This is a genomic window from Salmonella sp. 2020_1395 (genome assembly GCF_043848115.1).
Lineage (GTDB): Bacteria > Pseudomonadota > Gammaproteobacteria > Enterobacterales > Enterobacteriaceae > Salmonella > Salmonella enterica.
In genome coordinates this window covers 1-16,895 of the sequence record NZ_JBCMFH010000022.1, presented here as the reverse complement: position 1 = coordinate 16,895, position 16,895 = coordinate 1, and the positions used below count along the sequence as shown (strand labels likewise).

General features: G+C 54.5%; 15 protein-coding genes. 13 read left to right on the top strand and 2 right to left on the bottom strand.

Annotated elements, in window-relative coordinates; genetic code table 11:
- Positions 1-2,670 carry a phosphotransferase RcsD gene (rcsD, locus tag ACH0WD_RS22675; protein ID WP_000083201.1) on the bottom strand — a complete coding sequence of 890 codons (2,670 nt, stop codon included), beginning with the start codon at positions 2,668-2,670 and terminating at the stop codon, positions 1-3.
- 728 nt (positions 2,671-3,398) lie between these two features.
- On the opposite strand from rcsD, the gene ACH0WD_RS22670 reads away from it, so the two are divergent.
- The 5 genes from ACH0WD_RS22670 to ACH0WD_RS22650 all read left to right on the top strand — a co-directional run bounded on the left by ACH0WD_RS22670 (position 3,399) and on the right by ACH0WD_RS22650 (position 9,216).
- Entirely contained in the window at positions 3,399-4,535 is a 1,137-nt protein-coding gene (locus ACH0WD_RS22670) for a porin OmpC (protein WP_000865521.1), read from the top strand.
- A 114-nt stretch (positions 4,536-4,649) separates the two neighbouring features.
- Complete coding sequence (gene apbE / locus ACH0WD_RS22665; RefSeq protein WP_000784301.1) at positions 4,650-5,702, top strand: FAD:protein FMN transferase ApbE; 1,053 nt, start codon at positions 4,650-4,652, stop codon at positions 5,700-5,702.
- Between the two features lie 80 nt (positions 5,703-5,782).
- On the top strand, positions 5,783-6,844 hold the full coding sequence (gene ada / locus ACH0WD_RS22660; RefSeq protein ID WP_000975969.1) for a bifunctional DNA-binding transcriptional regulator/O6-methylguanine-DNA methyltransferase Ada: 1,062 nt from the start codon (positions 5,783-5,785) through the stop codon (positions 6,842-6,844).
- 2 nt (positions 6,845-6,846) lie between these two features.
- Positions 6,847-7,497, top strand: a complete 651-nt coding sequence (gene alkB, locus ACH0WD_RS22655; protein WP_000884998.1) for a DNA oxidative demethylase AlkB — start codon at positions 6,847-6,849, stop codon at positions 7,495-7,497.
- 75 nt (positions 7,498-7,572) lie between these two features.
- Complete coding sequence (locus tag ACH0WD_RS22650) at positions 7,573-9,216, top strand: multidrug ABC transporter permease/ATP-binding protein (RefSeq protein WP_000421574.1); 1,644 nt, start codon at positions 7,573-7,575, stop codon at positions 9,214-9,216.
- A gap of 208 nt (positions 9,217-9,424) precedes the next feature.
- Here the strand turns inward: ACH0WD_RS22650 and eco are convergent, their stop codons facing one another.
- Positions 9,425-9,919 (bottom strand): serine protease inhibitor ecotin, encoded by a 495-nt coding sequence (eco, locus tag ACH0WD_RS22645; protein ID WP_001747464.1) that lies wholly within the window; start codon positions 9,917-9,919, stop codon positions 9,425-9,427.
- 413 nt (positions 9,920-10,332) lie between these two features.
- Between eco and napF the strand changes: the two genes are divergently transcribed.
- The 8 genes from napF to ccmA form a co-directional block, all read left to right on the top strand.
- On the top strand, positions 10,333-10,824 hold the full coding sequence (gene napF, locus ACH0WD_RS22640; RefSeq protein WP_000228064.1) for a ferredoxin-type protein NapF: 492 nt from the start codon (positions 10,333-10,335) through the stop codon (positions 10,822-10,824).
- A complete protein-coding gene (gene napD / locus ACH0WD_RS22635) occupies positions 10,814-11,077 on the top strand; it encodes a chaperone NapD (protein WP_001260058.1) in 264 nt (87 codons plus the stop codon). Before napF ends, napD begins: the two co-directional genes overlap by 11 nt.
- A complete protein-coding gene (gene napA, locus ACH0WD_RS22630) occupies positions 11,074-13,560 on the top strand; it encodes a nitrate reductase catalytic subunit NapA (protein WP_000778097.1) in 2,487 nt (828 codons plus the stop codon). The genes napD and napA overlap by 4 nt, the downstream gene beginning before the upstream one ends.
- Before the next feature lie 6 nt (positions 13,561-13,566).
- On the top strand, positions 13,567-14,262 hold the full coding sequence (napG, locus tag ACH0WD_RS22625) for a ferredoxin-type protein NapG (protein ID WP_000091679.1): 696 nt from the start codon (positions 13,567-13,569) through the stop codon (positions 14,260-14,262).
- A complete protein-coding gene (gene napH, locus ACH0WD_RS22620) occupies positions 14,249-15,118 on the top strand; it encodes a quinol dehydrogenase ferredoxin subunit NapH (RefSeq protein ID WP_000013528.1) in 870 nt (289 codons plus the stop codon). The genes napG and napH overlap by 14 nt, the downstream gene beginning before the upstream one ends.
- 115 nt (positions 15,119-15,233) lie before the next feature.
- Positions 15,234-15,683 carry a nitrate reductase cytochrome c-type subunit gene (napB, locus tag ACH0WD_RS22615; RefSeq protein WP_000835182.1) on the top strand — a complete coding sequence of 150 codons (450 nt, stop codon included), beginning with the start codon at positions 15,234-15,236 and terminating at the stop codon, positions 15,681-15,683.
- A gap of 9 nt (positions 15,684-15,692) precedes the next feature.
- Complete coding sequence (gene napC / locus ACH0WD_RS22610; protein WP_000431778.1) at positions 15,693-16,295, top strand: cytochrome c-type protein NapC; 603 nt, start codon at positions 15,693-15,695, stop codon at positions 16,293-16,295.
- A 20-nt stretch (positions 16,296-16,315) separates the two neighbouring features.
- On the top strand, positions 16,316-16,895 hold a 580-nt coding region (ccmA, locus tag ACH0WD_RS22605; RefSeq protein WP_085389113.1), incomplete at its 3' end, for a cytochrome c biogenesis heme-transporting ATPase CcmA.

Sequence of the window (16,895 nt, the reverse complement as noted above, 5' to 3'; positions counted from 1 at the left end):
CTACAGCAAGCTTTTGACGTAGGCGTCAATGTCGCTGATATATTTTTCTATACCTGGAGCATCTTTCTCACGAATCAGATGTTCCAGCGTTTCACATAACTGCTTGCCGGGTACCAGATTAAGCATGGCAAACACCCCTTTCAGGCGGTGGGCCGTTTGGGCCAGCGCAGCGAAATCGCTGGTTGCCGCCTCAGTATACAACCTCTTAACATCATCCGGTACTGTGTCTACAAATAGCGCATAATAGCCGCTGGCATGAAGCTCGGCATTTTCATCTCCGCCGAGCGGGGAGGCGGGAATCTCTTCCTGCGCCAGCTGCTCTTCGATAAGTTGTAGTACAGCTTCCTGCATAGCATTGCTCATATTAAAGTTGACGCGCAACTGACCCGGGCCAATTTTCCGCACGCCTGACTCATCATCGCTTAAAAGCAAGCCCGAGGCAGTAAGATTAGACGGATTATCCGTTAAAAAGAGATCATATTCTTGACTTATCTGCCTTTCATCCGGCGTGATGCAGGTGGCGCCCCAGTTTTCTAACTGACGCAGCACAATCGCGCGAACCTCGTTGGACGTCACATCGACCATCACGCTCACGTCGTCCAGCAGGCGCTCTTCGACCTGAGTATGCTGATCGTGAGGAAGCATTTTGACATGAACGGTATAGCGCGTGCCCAGCGTTTCTCGCGCTTTAATGTTGAGATGACCGCCCAGTTTGCGCGCCAGTTGATTGCACAGCCAGAAGGTGAGCGGATTCGCTTTGCCGTAACGATCGCCCTGCGTTTCATTCATATACGGGAAATGCAGATTATCAATCTCGTTTAACGTTACACCTTCGCCCGTATCCAGAATACGGAAAGTCAGACGCTCCGCGATAGATTCATCCTGCTCGACTTCAAGCGTAATTTTACCCATAGCAGTCGTCGTGACGGCATACTGAATCAACAGCAGCAAAATCCGGCGCAGGGCGTCGCGATCGCCCCAGCGTTCATCGTTGCCGCTAAGATGGTTATTAATCAGCAGTTGCAGCCCTTTACGCTTAATGGCGGGCAGCACTTCCGGCACGACTTCGTCAATAAGATCCTGCAGGGAGAACAGCGTTGCTTCGCTCTTCCATGCGTCATTTTCCAGCATATTCGCCAGTTGGATTTCATCGATCATACGTACCAATACATCCGCCTGATCCGCCAGTTTCAGGCTTTCCGGCGTGGTGACTGCCGCGGCGTTAACCGCCAGTTGGCGTACGGGCTCTTTAAGCGTGTTGCTGATATTTTGCATAAAGGCGGCGCGGCCCTGCTGATTCTTCTCATACAAACGCTGCGCCTGTTTAAGCTTCTTATTCACCAGCACTTCCCGGTCCTGATCGCGAATAATAAAGATCTGCGTGCGGGGAGCGATCTGGCTGCGAAACAGACGGATCTCATACAGTTCGTTATTAATTGTCGCCTGAATCACGCCCTGATGCTGTTCCGCCATGCTGGTAATATTTTGCAGGTTAAGATGCGGCAACAGATGATCGGCGATTTTATTGCTGATCACGGTGCGGTTGCCTTCCTGATCGTAGACCAGCAGACCCAGCGGCAGCAGAGAAACGATCTCTTCATTAATGGCGCGTAAGACGCGAAGCTCATTATTCGCCGCGTTGCCGGATGTCGATTCCGTCGACCGTCCCGGCTGATGACGGAACGTGGCGTAGCCAAATAACGCCAACGCCAGCAGCCCGATGTTCAGCAGTAAAGGCAGCAAAATATTTTGCAACGTATCAAGCAAAAGCGTACCGAAAGGTACCTGCCAGATCAGGCGCATTCCGGTAGAGTTAAGCGCTGAGGAGATCTCAATTTTTGAACCGTTAAAGCTAATCGTGACGCTATCAGGCGCTTCCTTTTCACTGCTTCGCCCCGTCGCCTGGGTTGCGTCAGGCTCTATCCGAAAACTGTCCAGCGGCATTCCCGGCGGGATTAAATCATTAATGGGCAGATCAAACGCCACCACGGTTGCCAGATGTCCTGGCTGATTGAAGGTCGTGCGCAGCGTAAAATAGTGACCGTTTTGCCAGGCCAGTTTTCGCAATGAGGAGAAACTTTCGCGCTCATCCAGCGCATTCGCCTGCTGCAACATCTCTGCCCGGCGGGAATCGACGATATTGCCAATAGTGGACTCTTTAAAGCCGGAAGAGAGATCTTTCAACGGTAGAGTAGAGATAAGAATCAGGCTGTTATCCTGTCCGTTGAGGTAATACATTGACCACGGCACGTTTTCCGCGCCCCACAGCGTATCCAGATAAGTTGACATACGCTGCGTCATTTCCAGCGTGGCGCTGTCATGGGAACCGAAAATCAGCGCTTCAGTTTTACGTCGCGGCTTTTCAAGATAATACACATCCTGCTTCAGACGCGTTTCCTGAAGTCCTTCACCTGTCGATGGCGTAGTGGTCGCGGCGATGTTGTCATAAATTTGCCAGGTAACATACCGCCAGGTATCCACGCGTTTATGAATAGCGTGGGTGATATCGACAATTTGATAGCTTTTGTCTTTCAACCAGGCGTTGACGGCGCTCTGTACCATAACGCCCATCGTTACCAGCAGCACAATGATCAGCAATAAGAAGAAACGGGTAATGCTTCCCGGTAGAAGGGAGAATCGGGTAGAGACCGTTGTGTCAGACTGACTCATTTATGTTTACGACCTGTAAAAGCAACGCTGAAGGTGAAGGGCAGTATAAAGGGTAATGAATGAATTTCCAGACTCTTACGTCATGCCGGGCAACTTAACACGCGCTCCGTCGGCGGGACGGGAAAAGCGTACAACCTTCGCAGAACGGTACAAATATAAAGACTACTTATAAATGTTTAGCACTAAATATCAAGAAATTATTTGCTAATGTCTTACGAACGGTCGAGCAGGGGAGTGTAGTGAATAACCGTGATAGTTTTAGGCAGGTAGCATAAATCAGCCGGGTGTGTCTGAAAAAGGCTAAAAAAAACCGAATGCGAAGCATCCGGTTGAAATAGGGGTAAACAGACATTCAGAAGTGAATGACGGTAATAAATAAAGTTAATGATGATAGCGGTCACTATTTTAGTTGCGAATGAAGATTCTGTTTTATCATTCAGTGCTATGAATTTCATCAATTTAACCCATTGATTTTAAAAGTCTCGTGAATATATTTTGTCTATTTGTGCTTATTTTTACTTGATTTTTGCTTTAAAAAAGTTCCGTAAAATTCATATTTTGAAACATCTATGTAGATAACTGTAACATCTTAAAAGTTTTAGTATCATATTCGTGTTGGATTATTCTGTATTTTTGCGGAGAATGGACTTGCCGACTGGTTAATGAGGGTTAACCAGTAAGCAGTGGCATAAAAAAGCAATAAAGGCATATAACAGAGGGTTAATAACATGAAAGTTAAAGTACTGTCCCTCCTGGTACCAGCTCTGCTGGTGGCGGGCGCAGCGAATGCGGCTGAAATTTATAATAAAGACGGCAACAAATTAGACCTGTTTGGTAAAGTTGATGGCCTGCACTACTTCTCTGACGACAAAGGCAGCGACGGCGACCAGACCTACATGCGTATCGGCTTCAAAGGCGAAACGCAGGTTAACGATCAGCTGACCGGTTATGGCCAGTGGGAATATCAGATTCAGGGCAACCAGACTGAAGGCAGCAACGACTCCTGGACGCGTGTGGCGTTTGCGGGTCTGAAATTCGCTGACGCAGGTTCCTTCGATTATGGTCGTAACTACGGCGTAACCTATGATGTGACCTCCTGGACCGATGTTCTGCCGGAGTTCGGCGGCGACACCTACGGCGCTGACAACTTTATGCAGCAGCGTGGTAACGGCTATGCCACTTACCGTAACACCGACTTCTTCGGCCTGGTGGATGGCCTGGACTTCGCGTTGCAGTATCAGGGCAAAAACGGCAGCGTGAGCGGTGAAAACACCAACGGTCGCAGCCTGCTGAACCAGAACGGTGACGGTTACGGCGGATCGCTGACTTATGCAATCGGCGAAGGCTTCTCTGTCGGTGGCGCTATCACCACGTCTAAACGTACTGCCGATCAGAACAACACCGCTGACGAACACCTGTATGGTAACGGCGATCGCGCTACGGTCTACACCGGCGGCCTGAAATACGATGCGAACAACATCTATCTGGCAGCGCAGTATTCTCAGACCTATAACGCAACCCGTTTTGGTACCTCTAACGGCAACAATAAGTCCACCTCTTACGGTTTTGCCAACAAAGCGCAGAACTTTGAAGTGGTTGCTCAGTACCAGTTCGACTTTGGTCTGCGTCCGTCTGTGGCTTACCTGCAGTCTAAAGGTAAGGACATCAGCAACGGCTACGGCGCCAGCTATGGCGACCAGGACATCGTAAAATATGTTGATGTCGGCGCGACTTACTACTTCAACAAAAACATGTCCACCTATGTTGATTACAAAATCAACCTGCTGGATAAAAACGACTTTACTCGCGATGCGGGCATCAACACCGACGACATCGTAGCGCTGGGTCTGGTTTACCAGTTCTAATCAGCAAAAGATGTTGCTAAAGGGCCTGCGGGCCCTTTTTTCATGCCTTATTCCGGCGTACAAATACGACGTTTTGATATACGCTTGCGTCCATTCGAATGAGGATAAACAGCGATGAAAATGACTTTTTGCCGGGCCGTGTGTCTGGCGGCGGCTTTTTTACTTATGGGCTGCGATGAGGCTCCCGAAACGACAACAGCGTCACCTGCCGCTCAGGTGCTGGAAGGTAAAACGATGGGGACCCTCTGGCGAGTGAGCGTGGTTGGTATCGATGCGAAACGCGCCGCAGAGTTACAGACTAAAATCCAGACTCAGCTTGATGCTGATGATTGGTTGCTTTCTACCTATAAAAATGACTCCGCGCTGATGCGTTTTAACCATTCACGCAGCCTTGCGCCCTGGCCGGTCAGCGAAGCCATGGCGGATATCGTGACCTCGGCGCTACGTATTGGCGCGAAGACGGATGGCGCGATGGATATCACCGTGGGCCCGCTGGTCAATCTGTGGGGGTTTGGACCGGATCGGCAGCCGCTGCATATCCCAACACCAGCACAAATCGATGCGGCAAAAGCGAAAACAGGCCTGCAACATTTGCAGGTTATCGACAGGGCTGGACATCAGTTTTTGCAAAAAGATCTGCCGGATCTTTATGTTGATCTCTCCACGGTCGGGGAGGGCTATGCGGCGGATCACCTGGCGCGTCTGATGGAGCAGGAGGGCATTGCGCGTTATCTGGTCTCGGTGGGCGGCGCATTAAGCAGTCGCGGGATGAATGCGCAGGGGCTGCCGTGGCGCGTCGCGATTCAGAAGCCGACCGACCGGGAAAACGCGGTGCAGGCGATTGTGGATATCAACGGGCATGGCATCAGCACCTCCGGCAGCTACCGTAACTATTATGAGCTGGATGGCAAGCGTATCTCGCACGTTATCGATCCGCAAACGGGGCGCCCCATTGAACACAACCTGGTATCGGTTACGGTTATCGCGCCAACGGCGCTGGAAGCGGACGGCTGGGACACCGGCCTGATGGTGCTTGGTACGCAAAAGGCGCAAGAGGTCGTGCGGCGGGAAGGGCTGGCGGTCTTTATGATCATGAAAGAAGGTGAAGGCTTTAAAACCTGGATGTCGCCGCAGTTCAAAACGTTCCTGGTGAGCGATAAGAATTAAAACGCAAGATTACGGGTTTTTGTGGGCGGATTTACGGACACACTGCATGTAAGCAAGCACTATGCTTAATGAAGGAGTCTATGATGAAAAAAGCGTTACTTACCGATGATGAATGCTGGCTGCGGGTGCAGGCGCGCGATGCCAGCGCGGATGGGCGTTTCGTTTTTGCGGTGCGAACCACCGGCGTTTTTTGCCGTCCTTCTTGTCGCTCGAAGCGGGCGTTACGTAAAAATGTTCGCTTTTTTGCCAACGCGCAGCAGGCGCTGGACGCCGGTTTTCGCCCCTGCAAGCGCTGTCAGCCGGATAATGCGCGCGCGCAGCAACGGCGGTTGGATAAGATTGCCTGCGCCTGCCGTTTACTTGAGCAGGAGACGCCGGTAACGCTGGCGTCTCTGGCGCAGGCGGTGGCGATGAGCCCGTTTCATCTGCACCGTCTGTTTAAAGCGAGCACCGGAATGACGCCGAAAGGGTGGCAGCAGGCGTGGCGCGCCCGGCGGCTGCGTGAGGCTTTGGCGAAAGGAGAGCCGATCACGGCGGCTATTTACCGCGCTGGCTTCCCGGATAGCAGTAGCTACTACCGACATGCCGACCAGACGCTGGGCATGACGGCAAAACAGTTTCGCAAAGGCGGCGATAATGTCTCCGTTCGCTATGCGCTGACGGACTGGGTTTACGGACGGTGCCTGGTGGCGGAGAGCGAGCGGGGGATTTGCGCGATTCTCCCCGGTGATAGCGACGACGCGCTACTGGCTGAATTACACACCCTGTTCCCGGCGGCCCGCCACGAACCTGCTGACGCGCTTTTTCAGCAACGGGTGCGGCAGGTTGTCGCGGCTATCAACACACGCGATGTGCTGCTCTCGTTGCCGCTGGATATCCAGGGAACCGCGTTTCAACAGCAGGTCTGGCAGGCGTTATGCGCAATTCCCTGCGGCGAAACCGTAAGCTATCAACAGCTTGCCGCGACTATCGGCAAACCCACGGCGGTACGCGCGGTCGCCAGCGCGTGCGGCGCGAATAAACTGGCGATGGTGATCCCGTGTCATCGGGTCGTGCGTCGCGATGGCGCGCTCTCCGGTTATCGTTGGGGCGTGCGTCGAAAAGTGCAGCTATTAAAGCGAGAAGCGCAAAAAGAGGAGTAGCAATGCTGGATCTATTTGCTGATGAAGCGCCCTGGCAAGAGCCCCTGGCGCCTGGCGCGGTGGTGTTGCGCCGCTTTGCGTTTCGCACGGCGCAGTCGCTATTAGACGATATCGGGTTTGTCGCCAGTCAGTCTCCGTTTCGTCAGATGGTGACGCCGGGCGGCTACACCATGTCGGTGGCGATGACCAACTGCGGCGCGTTAGGGTGGACTACCGATCGTCACGGTTATTGTTATGCCGTGCGCGATCCGTTGACCGATAAACCCTGGCCTGCGCTGCCGTTATCGTTTGCCAGCGTATGTCGTCAGGCGGCAATCGCGGCAGGGTATGCGAGCTTCCAACCGGACGCCTGCCTGATCAATCGCTACGCGCCCGGCGCTAAACTGTCGCTGCATCAGGATAAAGACGAGCCGGATCTGCGCGCGCCTATCGTCTCAGTTTCGTTGGGGGTGCCGGCGGTTTTTCAGTTTGGCGGCCTGCGTCGCAGCGATCCGCTCCAGCGGATCTTACTGGAGCATGGCGATATCGTGGTCTGGGGCGGCGAGTCCCGTTTGTTTTATCATGGTATCCAGCCGCTTAAAGCGGGCTTTCATCCCATGACCGGTGAATTTCGTTACAATCTCACCTTCCGTCAGGCGGCTGAAAAAGAATAAAAATAAGAATTATTATTGCTGTGCAGGTGGAGTTAGTTAAACTGCGGGCTGTTATTATCGGTCCGGGTTGTAAGCATGGAACTTCTTATTCTTGTCTGGCGGCAGTACCGCTGGCCATTTATTAGCGTGATGGCGCTGAGCCTCGCCAGCGCGGCGCTGGGGATTGGCCTGATCGCGTTTATCAATCAGCGCCTGATTGAAACGGTGGACACCAACGTCATGGTGCTGCCGGAATTTCTCGGCCTGCTCCTGTTGCTAATGGTCGTCACATTAGGTTCCCAACTGGCGCTCACCACTCTGGGACACCATTTCGTTTACCGCCTGCGCAGCGAATTTATCAAGCGCATTCTGGATACGCACGTTGAACGCATTGAGCAACTGGGCAGCGCCTCTTTACTGGCCGGTCTGACCAGCGATATTCGCAATATTACTATCGCCTTTGTGCGTCTGCCTGAGCTGGTGCAGGGCATTATCCTCACCGTCGGCTCGGCGGCGTATCTGGCGATGCTATCGACAAAAATGCTGCTGGTTACGGCTATCTGGATGGCGGTCACTATCTGGGGCGGATTTGTGCTGGTGGCGCGGGTTTACCAGCATATGGCGACCCTGCGCGAGACCGAAGATAAGCTGTACAACGACTATCAGACGGTGCTGGAAGGACGCAAAGAGCTGACGCTAAACCGCGAGCGTGCGGAGCAGATTTTTCAGCAATGCTATATCCCGGACGCCAAAGAGTATCGTCATCACATTATCCGTGCCGATACTTTTCATCTGAGCGCCGTCAACTGGTCGAATATCATGATGCTGGGAGCGATAGGCCTGGTCTTCTGGATGGCGAATAGTCTCGGCTGGGCGGATACCAACGTCGCGGCGACCTATTCACTGACGTTGCTGTTCCTGCGCACGCCGCTGCTGTCTGCGGTGGGGGCGTTGCCAACGCTACTGACCGCCCAGGTGGCGTTTAATAAACTGAATAAATTCGCGCTAGCCCCGTATAAGCCTGATTTTCCGCAGCCGAAAGCCTTTCCCGACTGGAAGACGCTGGAGCTGCGCAACGTGGTTTTCCACTATCAGGATAACGCGTTTTCCGTGGGGCCCATCAACCTGACGATTCACCGCGGCGAACTGCTGTTTTTAATTGGCGGCAACGGTAGCGGGAAATCGACGCTGGCTATGTTATTGACCGGTTTATACCAGCCGCAATCGGGAACGATTTTACTTGATGGTCAACCTATTGCCGCCGGACAGCCGGAAGATTATCGCAAACTGTTTTCTGCGGTGTTCACCGATGTGTGGTTATTCGACCGCCTGCTGGGGCCGCAGGGGAAACCCGCCAATCCCGCTCTGGTCGAAAAGTGGCTTGAGCACCTGAAAATGACGCACAAGCTGGAGCTAAACGACGGGCGCATTTTGAATCTTAAACTGTCGAAAGGGCAAAAAAAGCGCATTGCGCTGCTGCTGGCGCTGGCGGAAGAGCGCGATATTATTTTGCTGGATGAGTGGGCCGCCGATCAGGACCCGCATTTCCGCCGGGAGTTTTATCAGGTACTGTTGCCGTTAATGCAGGAAATGGGCAAAACCATTTTCGCCATCAGCCATGATGATCACTATTTTATTCACGCCGATCGTCTGCTTGAAATGCGTAACGGACAGCTAACCGAACTCACCGGCGACGAACGTGATGCCGCCTCGCGTGATGCGGTTGCGCGTACTGCGTAATGGACTATGGCGCCGGATGAACCGCCTGATGGCAGCCCTACGTCCGCACGCGGGTAGGCCTGATAAGATGCCACGCGTCGCCACCAGGCATCGGGTTATTTCTTGCGGCGGGCGAGCGGGTTTCCAGACGTGTTTTAAAAAGAACTCCGGAGCGCTGCGTGAGTCGACATGTTCAGATGCCCGGTAAGTGTGACCGGGCAGCGTAACATTATCGCGTGACGGCGTTCTGTACGTTAGCGTCCGCTTTCCAGATGCGGTATTTCACGTCCACATTCGCCGGGGTATACACCACGATCGGCAGCTTGCTGTTGTAGCGCAGCATCCCGTCTTCACCCAGCCAGGCGGTGACGAATTTTTGCTCTTTCTTACCGTCAGGGCAGGCCATCATGGTTGATACCGGAGAGGTGACGTTATCAAAGACATAATAGTCATAGCCCCAGCCTTCCAGCGTTTTTGTTTCCAGCGTGCCGCCGAGGCGATGCTGGTTACAATCCACATTCAGCGTTTGGCCAATCAACAGTTCCACTTTGAGGGTAGATTCATCCTGCTGAGGGGTAAGGGTTATCACTTGCCGCTTCATTCCTTTTTCCGCCTGCGGATAGGGGGCGATTTTTTCCAGCGGCTGGGCGGTATCGCCATTGTTAGCCCAGGCAGAGGCGCTGGCGAGGGCGGCGAAGACGACGGCAGGGACAAACATCTTCATTTGATTGTTCACAGTATTTCCTTTCTGCTGTTTTCGGTATGCACGGGCAACAGATTAACACATTCATATTATCTATTAATCTGTATTTACTCATATTTTCAAGATTATTAATAAAATAGCGTCTTTTTATATAGTGGAATATTCCGATATTGATAATGTAAATGAAATTATCAACTATTAGTGATTTTCGTTATATAAGCATCTATATAACTCATTGAAATGTGAGAAAAAGCACGTTTACGGGTCTTTACCCGGCACTCTTTTGATCCGGCAACAGCATTTACCTCTATCGGGGTATGCATCTCTTACACATCCTGAAATATCTTATTTACAAAAACAACTACTCATAAATTGTACGGTTTTTATTGGTATTCACTCCCTATGGAAGCGTGTCGTTATGGAAGGGCGATATCATGGTTGATTTATCCCGTCGAAGCATGTTGACCGGCAGTTGGCGCAACGCCAGCAATGGGATTCTTCCGCCGTGGGCCAGAGAAACAACCTATTTTCTCGCACATTGTCTGCGTTGCGACGCCTGCATCCAGGCGTGTGAGGCCGACATCCTGCAGCGAGGGGCGGGGGGATATCCGAGCGTAGATTTCAAACGGGGCGAGTGCAGCTTTTGTTATGCCTGTGCGCAGGCCTGTCCCGAATCTCTCTTTCTTCCGCGCCACACCAGGGCCTGGGATCTGATTTTTACACTCACGGAAAACTGCCTCGCCAGGCAGTCGGTTGAATGCCATCGTTGCCAGGACAGTTGTGAACCTATGGCCATCACCTTTCGTCCCACGCTATCCGGCATTTACCAGCCGCAGCTTGACTCGCAGGCCTGTAACGGATGCGGGGCGTGTGTGGCTATCTGTCCCGTGTCAGCCATCAAAGCGGAGAACCACCATGCGCACTAACTGGCAGGTCTGTAGCCTGGTCGTGCAGGCCAAAAGTCAGAACATCGCCGCCATTGGCACACAGTTGAACACGTTGCCGGGTTGCGAAGTCGCGTTAAGCGACGTTGAAAGCGGGCAACTGATCGTGGTGGCGGAAGCAGACCAGAGTGAAACGCTGATGCAAACAATTGAGTCAGTACGCAATGTCGAGGGCGTACTGGCGGTGTCGCTGGTTTATCACCAGCAGGATGAGCAAGGTGAGGAAACACCATGAAACTCAGTCGTCGTAGCTTTATGAAAGCTAACGCCGTTGCGGCCGCTGCGGCGGCTGCCGGTCTGAGCGTGCCGGGCGTCGCCCGCGCCGTTGTCGGGCAGCAGGAAGCCATCAAATGGGATAAAGCGCCGTGCCGTTTTTGCGGAACGGGTTGCGGTGTGTTGGTGGGAACGCAGCAGGGCCGTGTGGTCGCCTGCCAGGGCGACCCCGACGCGCCGGTCAACCGTGGTCTGAACTGCATTAAAGGCTACTTCCTGCCCAAAATCATGTACGGTAAAGATCGTCTGACGCAGCCGATGCTGCGCATGAAAGACGGCAGCTATCACAAAGACGGCGAGTTTACGCCGGTGAGCTGGGAACAGGCCTTCGATGTGATGGAGGAGAAGTTTAAAACCTCCCTGAAAGAGAAAGGGCCAGAAGCGATCGGCATGTTTGGATCGGGTCAATGGACCATCTGGGAAGGCTATGCCGCCGCGAAACTGTTCAAGGCTGGTTTCCGCTCTAACAACATTGACCCGAACGCGCGTCACTGCATGGCCTCGGCGGTGGTGGGCTTTATGCGCACCTTTGGCATGGATGAACCGATGGGCTGCTACGACGATATTGAGCAGGCCGATGCGTTTGTGCTGTGGGGTTCCAACATGGCGGAGATGCACCCGATTTTATGGTCGCGCATCACTAACCGCCGTTTGTCCGACCCGAATGTGAAAGTCGCTGTCCTCTCCACCTTCCAGCACCGTAGCTTTGAGCTGGCGGACAACGGTATTGTCTTTACCCCGCAAAGCGATCTGGTGATCCTTAACTATATCGCGAATTACATTATTCAGAACAACGCGGTAAATCAGGATTTCTTCACAAAGCATGTGAACCTGCGTAAAGGGGCGACGGATATCGGCTACGGCTTACGCCCGACGCACCCGCTGGAAAAAGCGGCGAAGAATCCGGGCTCCGATGCTTCCGAGCCGATGAGCTTCGACGAGTATAAAGCCTTCGTGGCGGAATATACGCTGGACAAGACCGCTGAAATGACCGGCGTGCCGAAAGATCAGCTGGAACAGTTGGCGCAGCTCTACGCCGATCCGAATAAGCGCGTGATCTCTTACTGGACGATGGGTTTTAACCAGCATACTCGCGGCGTGTGGGCGAATAACCTGGTTTACAACCTCCATCTGCTGACCGGAAAAATCTCCCAGCCTGGCTGCGGTCCTTTCTCGCTGACCGGCCAGCCTTCCGCCTGCGGTACGGCGCGTGAAGTGGGAACCTTCTCACACCGTCTGCCCGCAGACATGGTCGTGACGAACGAAAAACACCGTGATATCTGCGAAAAACACTGGCAGATCCCCGCTGGCACTATTCCGGCAAAAGTGGGTTTACACGCGGTGGCGCAGGATCGCGCGTTGAAAGACGGCAAGCTGAACGTCTACTGGGTAATGTGTAATAACAATATGCAGGCCGGGCCGAACATCAATGAAGATCGGATGCCGGGCTGGCGCGATCCGCGTAACTTTATCATTGTCTCCGATCCTTACCCGACGGTGAGCGCGCTGTCTGCGGATCTGATCCTGCCGACCGCCATGTGGGTTGAGAAAGAAGGCGCTTACGGCAACGCCGAACGCCGCACGCAGTTCTGGCGTCAGCAAATTAAAGCGCCGGGCGAAGCCAAATCCGACCTCTGGCAACTGGTGCAGTTCTCCCGTCGTTTTAAAACCGAGGAGGTCTGGCCGGAGGCGTTGCTGGCCCAGAAGCCGGAGCTGCGCGGTAAAACTCTGTATGACGTTCTGTTCGCCACGCCGGCGGTCAGCAAATTCCCGCTGAGCGAGCTGAAAGAGGATCAGTTAAACGATGAGTCTCGTGAGCTGGGCTTCTATCTGCAAAAAGGACTGTTTGAAGAATACGCCTGGTTTGGACGTGGCCACGGGCACGATCTGGCGCCGTTCGACGATTACCACAACGCGCGCGGTCTGCGCTGGCCGGTCGTCGAAGGCAAAGAGACGCAATGGCGTTACAGCGAAGGCAACGACCCGTATGTAAAAGCGGGGGAAGGGTACAAATTCTACGGTAAACCGGATGGCAAAGCGGTGATCTTCGCGCTGCCATTTGAACCTGCGGCGGAGTCGCCGGACAACGAGTACGATCTGTGGCTTTCCACCGGTCGCGTGCTGGAACACTGGCATACCGGCAGTATGACGCGCCGCGTGCCTGAATTGCATCGCGCCTTCCCGGAAGCGGTGGTCTTTATTCACCCGCTGGATGCGAAAGCGCGCGATCTGCGTCGTGGGGATAAGGTTAAAGTGTCATCCCGCCGCGGCGAAGTGATTTCGATTGTCGAAACGCGTGGACGTAACCGTCCGCCGCAGGGACTGGTGTATATGCCGTTCTTCGATGCCGCTCAGCTAGTGAACAACCTGACGCTGGATGCGACGGACCCGCTCTCTAAAGAGACGGACTTCAAGAAGTGCGCCGTTAAGCTGGCGAAGGTGTAACGCGTTATGTCCCGTACAGCGAAACCCCAAAATGGCCGCCGCCGCTTCCTGCGTGATGTTGTGCGCACTGCGGGCGGGCTGGCGGCGGTTGGCGTGGCGCTGGGCTTGCAACAGCAAACCGCGCGCGCAACGGGCGTGCGGCTGCGTCCGCCTGGCGCGCTGAATGAAAATGTCTTCGCCAGCGCCTGTGTGCGCTGCGGGCAGTGCGTTCAGGCGTGTCCATACGACACGCTAAAACTGGCGACGCTGGCCTCCGGGCTATCGGCAGGTACGCCCTATTTCGTCGCTCGCGACATCCCCTGCGAAATGTGTGAAGACATTCCGTGCGCCAAAGTCTGCCCCAGCGGGGCGCTGAATAAAGATATCGCCTCCATTGATGACTCGCGCATGGGGCTGGCGGTGCTGCTGGATCAGGAAAACTGCCTCAACTTTCAGGGGCTGCGCTGCGACGTTTGTTACCGCGAATGCCCGAAAATCGATGAGGCCATCACGCTGGAACTGGATCGCAACATGCGCACCGGCAAACATGCGCGCTTTCTGCCCACCGTACACAGCGACGCCTGTACCGGCTGCGGCAAATGCGAAAAAGTCTGCGTACTGGAGCAACCAGCGATAAAAGTGTTGCCGTTGTCATTGGCGAAAGGGGAGTTAGGACACCATTACCGCTTCGGCTGGCTGGAGGGGAAAGATGGCAAATCGTAAACGCGACGCCGGGCGAGAAGCGCGGGCGAAAAAAGGCTGGTGGCGTAGCCATCGTTGGCTGGTGTTACGCCGTATAAGCCAGTTTATGGTGCTGGGGATGTTTCTCAGCGGCCCGTGGTTGGGCTTTTGGGTTTTGCATGGCAACTACAGCAGTAGTTTGCTGTTCGATACCCTCCCGTTGACCGATCCGCTGATTACCCTGGAAAGTCTCGCCAGTGGACATCTTCCCGCTACCGTGGCGCTGACGGGAGCAGTGATTATCGCTGTGCTGTATGCGCTGGCGGGAAAGCGACTATTTTGCAGTTGGGTTTGCCCGCTAAACCCCGTTACCGATTTGGCTAACTGGATGCGCAGGAAATTTGACCTGAACCAGTCTGCGACGATTCCACGCCATATACGGTACGTCCTTCTGGTGGTGGTGTTAATCGGTTCGGCGTTGACCGGCACGCTGCTGTGGGAATGGATTAATCCCGTGTCGCTGTTAGGTCGTAGTCTGATTATGGGATTTAGTAGCGGCGCGTTGCTGATTATTGCTTTGTTTTTATTTGATTTATTAGTCGTTGAGCACGGTTGGTGCGGCCATATTTGCCCGATGGGCGCGCTGTATGGCGTGCTGGGCAGTAAAGGCGTAGTGACCGTGACGGCCAAAAAACGTGAGAAATGTAATCGCTGTATGGATTGTTTTCATGTTTGCCCGGAACCGCATGTGCTACGTGCGCCGGTGCTGGATGAGCAAAGCCCGGCGCAGGTCACTCACCGCGACTGCATGACCTGCGGTCGCTGCGTGGATGTCTGTTCTGAGGATGTTTTTACAATAACGATACACAACATCATTCGGGATGCATCGCGGCGGTAAGCGAGGAAATCCCCGGGAGCATAGATAACGATGTGACTGGGATTTTCGAGCGCAGCCAACAAAGAGGCAGTTCGAAGGATGAAGTGTAAATGCGATGGAGTTCGGGAGCGAAACAATGAAAAGCCATGACCTGATGAAAGCGCTGTGTCAATGGATGGCCACGCTTGCCCTGGTGGTAAGTGGTGCGGTTTGGGCGGCAAACGGAGTGGATCTGAGCCAGTCGCCGGAAGTATCCGGGACGCAGGAAGGGGCGATTCGTATGCCGAAAGAGCAGGAACGTATGCCGCTAAATTACGTCAACCAGCCGCCGATGATCCCGCACAGCGTCGAGGGCTACCAGGTGACGACTAATACCAACCGCTGTCTGCAATGCCACGGCGTGGAAAGTTATCGTACGACGGGCGCGCCGCGTATCAGTCCGACGCACTTTATGGACAGCGACGGTAAAGTGTCGGGCAACGTCGCGCCGCGTCGTTATTTCTGCCTGCAGTGCCACGTACCGCAGTCTGATACCGCGCCGATTATCGACAATACCTTTACCCCCTCGCAAGGTTACGGGAAATAAGAGGTCATTATGGAAAATTCTAACCGTAAACCTGGCTGGATAAAGCGCGTCTGGCGATGGTGGCGCAGCCCCAGCCGCCTGGCGTTGGGGACGCTGCTGTTAATCGGTTTTATCGGCGGCATCATCTTCTGGGGCGGCTTCAATACCGGAATGGAAAAGGCTAACACCGAAGAGTTTTGTATTAGCTGCCATGAAATGCGCAACACGGTGTATGAGGAGTATATGGAAACCGTCCACTACAACAACCGTAGCGGCGTTCGTGCCACCTGTCCTGACTGCCATGTGCCGCATGAGTGGGGGCCGAAGATGATCCGTAAGATCAAAGCCAGTAAAGAGCTGTACGCGAAGGTATTTGGGCTGATAGATACACCGCAGAAATTTGAAGCTCATCGCCTGACAATGGCACAAAATGAGTGGCGGCGCATGAAAGACAACAACTCGCAGGAATGCCGTAACTGCCACAATTTCGATTTTATGGATCTGACCGCGCAAAAAGGCGTCGCGGCGAAAATGCACGATCAGGCGGTAAAAGATGGACAGACCTGTATCGATTGCCACAAAGGGATCGCGCATAAACTGCCGGATATGCGTGATGTTAAACCAGGTTTCTGACAGGACGTTGATGAGTGGGAATGCTTGAAGCCAGAGATCTGTACTGCGAGCGGGACGAGAGGACGCTGTTTCGCGGGCTGTCGTTCACCGTGGAGGCCGGGGAGTGGGTGCAGGTCACCGGCGGCAACGGCGCCGGAAAAACCACCCTGCTGCGCCTGCTGACCGGGCTGGCGCGCCCGGACGGCGGCGAGGTGTACTGGCAGGGCGAACCCCTGCGCCGCGTGCGCGACAGCTTCCATCGCAGTCTGCTGTGGATAGGGCACCAGCCGGGGATAAAAACCCGCCTGACGGCGCGGGAGAACCTGCACTTCTTCCACCCCGGCGACGGCGCGCGTCTCCCGGAGGCGCTGGCGCAGGCCGGGCTGGCGGGATTTGAGGACGTGCCGGTCGCTCAGCTCTCGGCCGGGCAGCAGCGCCGGGTGGCGCTGGCCCGCCTGTGGCTGACCCGCGCCGCTCTGTGGGTGCTTGACGAGCCGTTCACCGCCATTGACGTTAACGGCGTGGCGCGCCTCACCCGGCGGATGGCGGCGCACACGGCGCAGGGCGGGATGGTCATTCTCACCACCCACCAGCCGCTGCCGGGGGCCGCGGACACCGTCC

Excerpts from the sequence above, each read along its gene's own strand:
- napD (WP_001260058.1), top strand. The coding sequence starts at position 10,814 with ATGCGCACTAACTGGCAGGTCTGTAGCCTGGTCGTGCAGGCCAAAAGT.
- ACH0WD_RS22670 (WP_000865521.1), top strand. The coding sequence starts at position 3,399 with ATGAAAGTTAAAGTACTGTCCCTCCTGGTACCAGCTCTGCTGGTGGCG.
- apbE (WP_000784301.1), top strand. The coding sequence starts at position 4,650 with ATGAAAATGACTTTTTGCCGGGCCGTGTGTCTGGCGGCGGCTTTTTTA.
- alkB (WP_000884998.1), top strand. The coding sequence starts at position 6,847 with ATGCTGGATCTATTTGCTGATGAAGCGCCCTGGCAAGAGCCCCTGGCG.
- napG (WP_000091679.1), top strand. The coding sequence starts at position 13,567 with ATGTCCCGTACAGCGAAACCCCAAAATGGCCGCCGCCGCTTCCTGCGT.
- napB (WP_000835182.1), top strand. The coding sequence starts at position 15,234 with ATGAAAAGCCATGACCTGATGAAAGCGCTGTGTCAATGGATGGCCACG.
- napA (WP_000778097.1), top strand. The coding sequence starts at position 11,074 with ATGAAACTCAGTCGTCGTAGCTTTATGAAAGCTAACGCCGTTGCGGCC.
- ada (WP_000975969.1), top strand. The coding sequence starts at position 5,783 with ATGATGAAAAAAGCGTTACTTACCGATGATGAATGCTGGCTGCGGGTG.
- napF (WP_000228064.1), top strand. The coding sequence starts at position 10,333 with ATGGTTGATTTATCCCGTCGAAGCATGTTGACCGGCAGTTGGCGCAAC.
- napC (WP_000431778.1), top strand. The coding sequence starts at position 15,693 with ATGGAAAATTCTAACCGTAAACCTGGCTGGATAAAGCGCGTCTGGCGA.
- rcsD (WP_000083201.1), bottom strand. The coding sequence starts at position 2,670 with ATGAGTCAGTCTGACACAACGGTCTCTACCCGATTCTCCCTTCTACCG.
- napH (WP_000013528.1), top strand. The coding sequence starts at position 14,249 with ATGGCAAATCGTAAACGCGACGCCGGGCGAGAAGCGCGGGCGAAAAAA.
- eco (WP_001747464.1), bottom strand. The coding sequence starts at position 9,919 with ATGAAGATGTTTGTCCCTGCCGTCGTCTTCGCCGCCCTCGCCAGCGCC.
- ACH0WD_RS22650 (WP_000421574.1), top strand. The coding sequence starts at position 7,573 with ATGGAACTTCTTATTCTTGTCTGGCGGCAGTACCGCTGGCCATTTATT.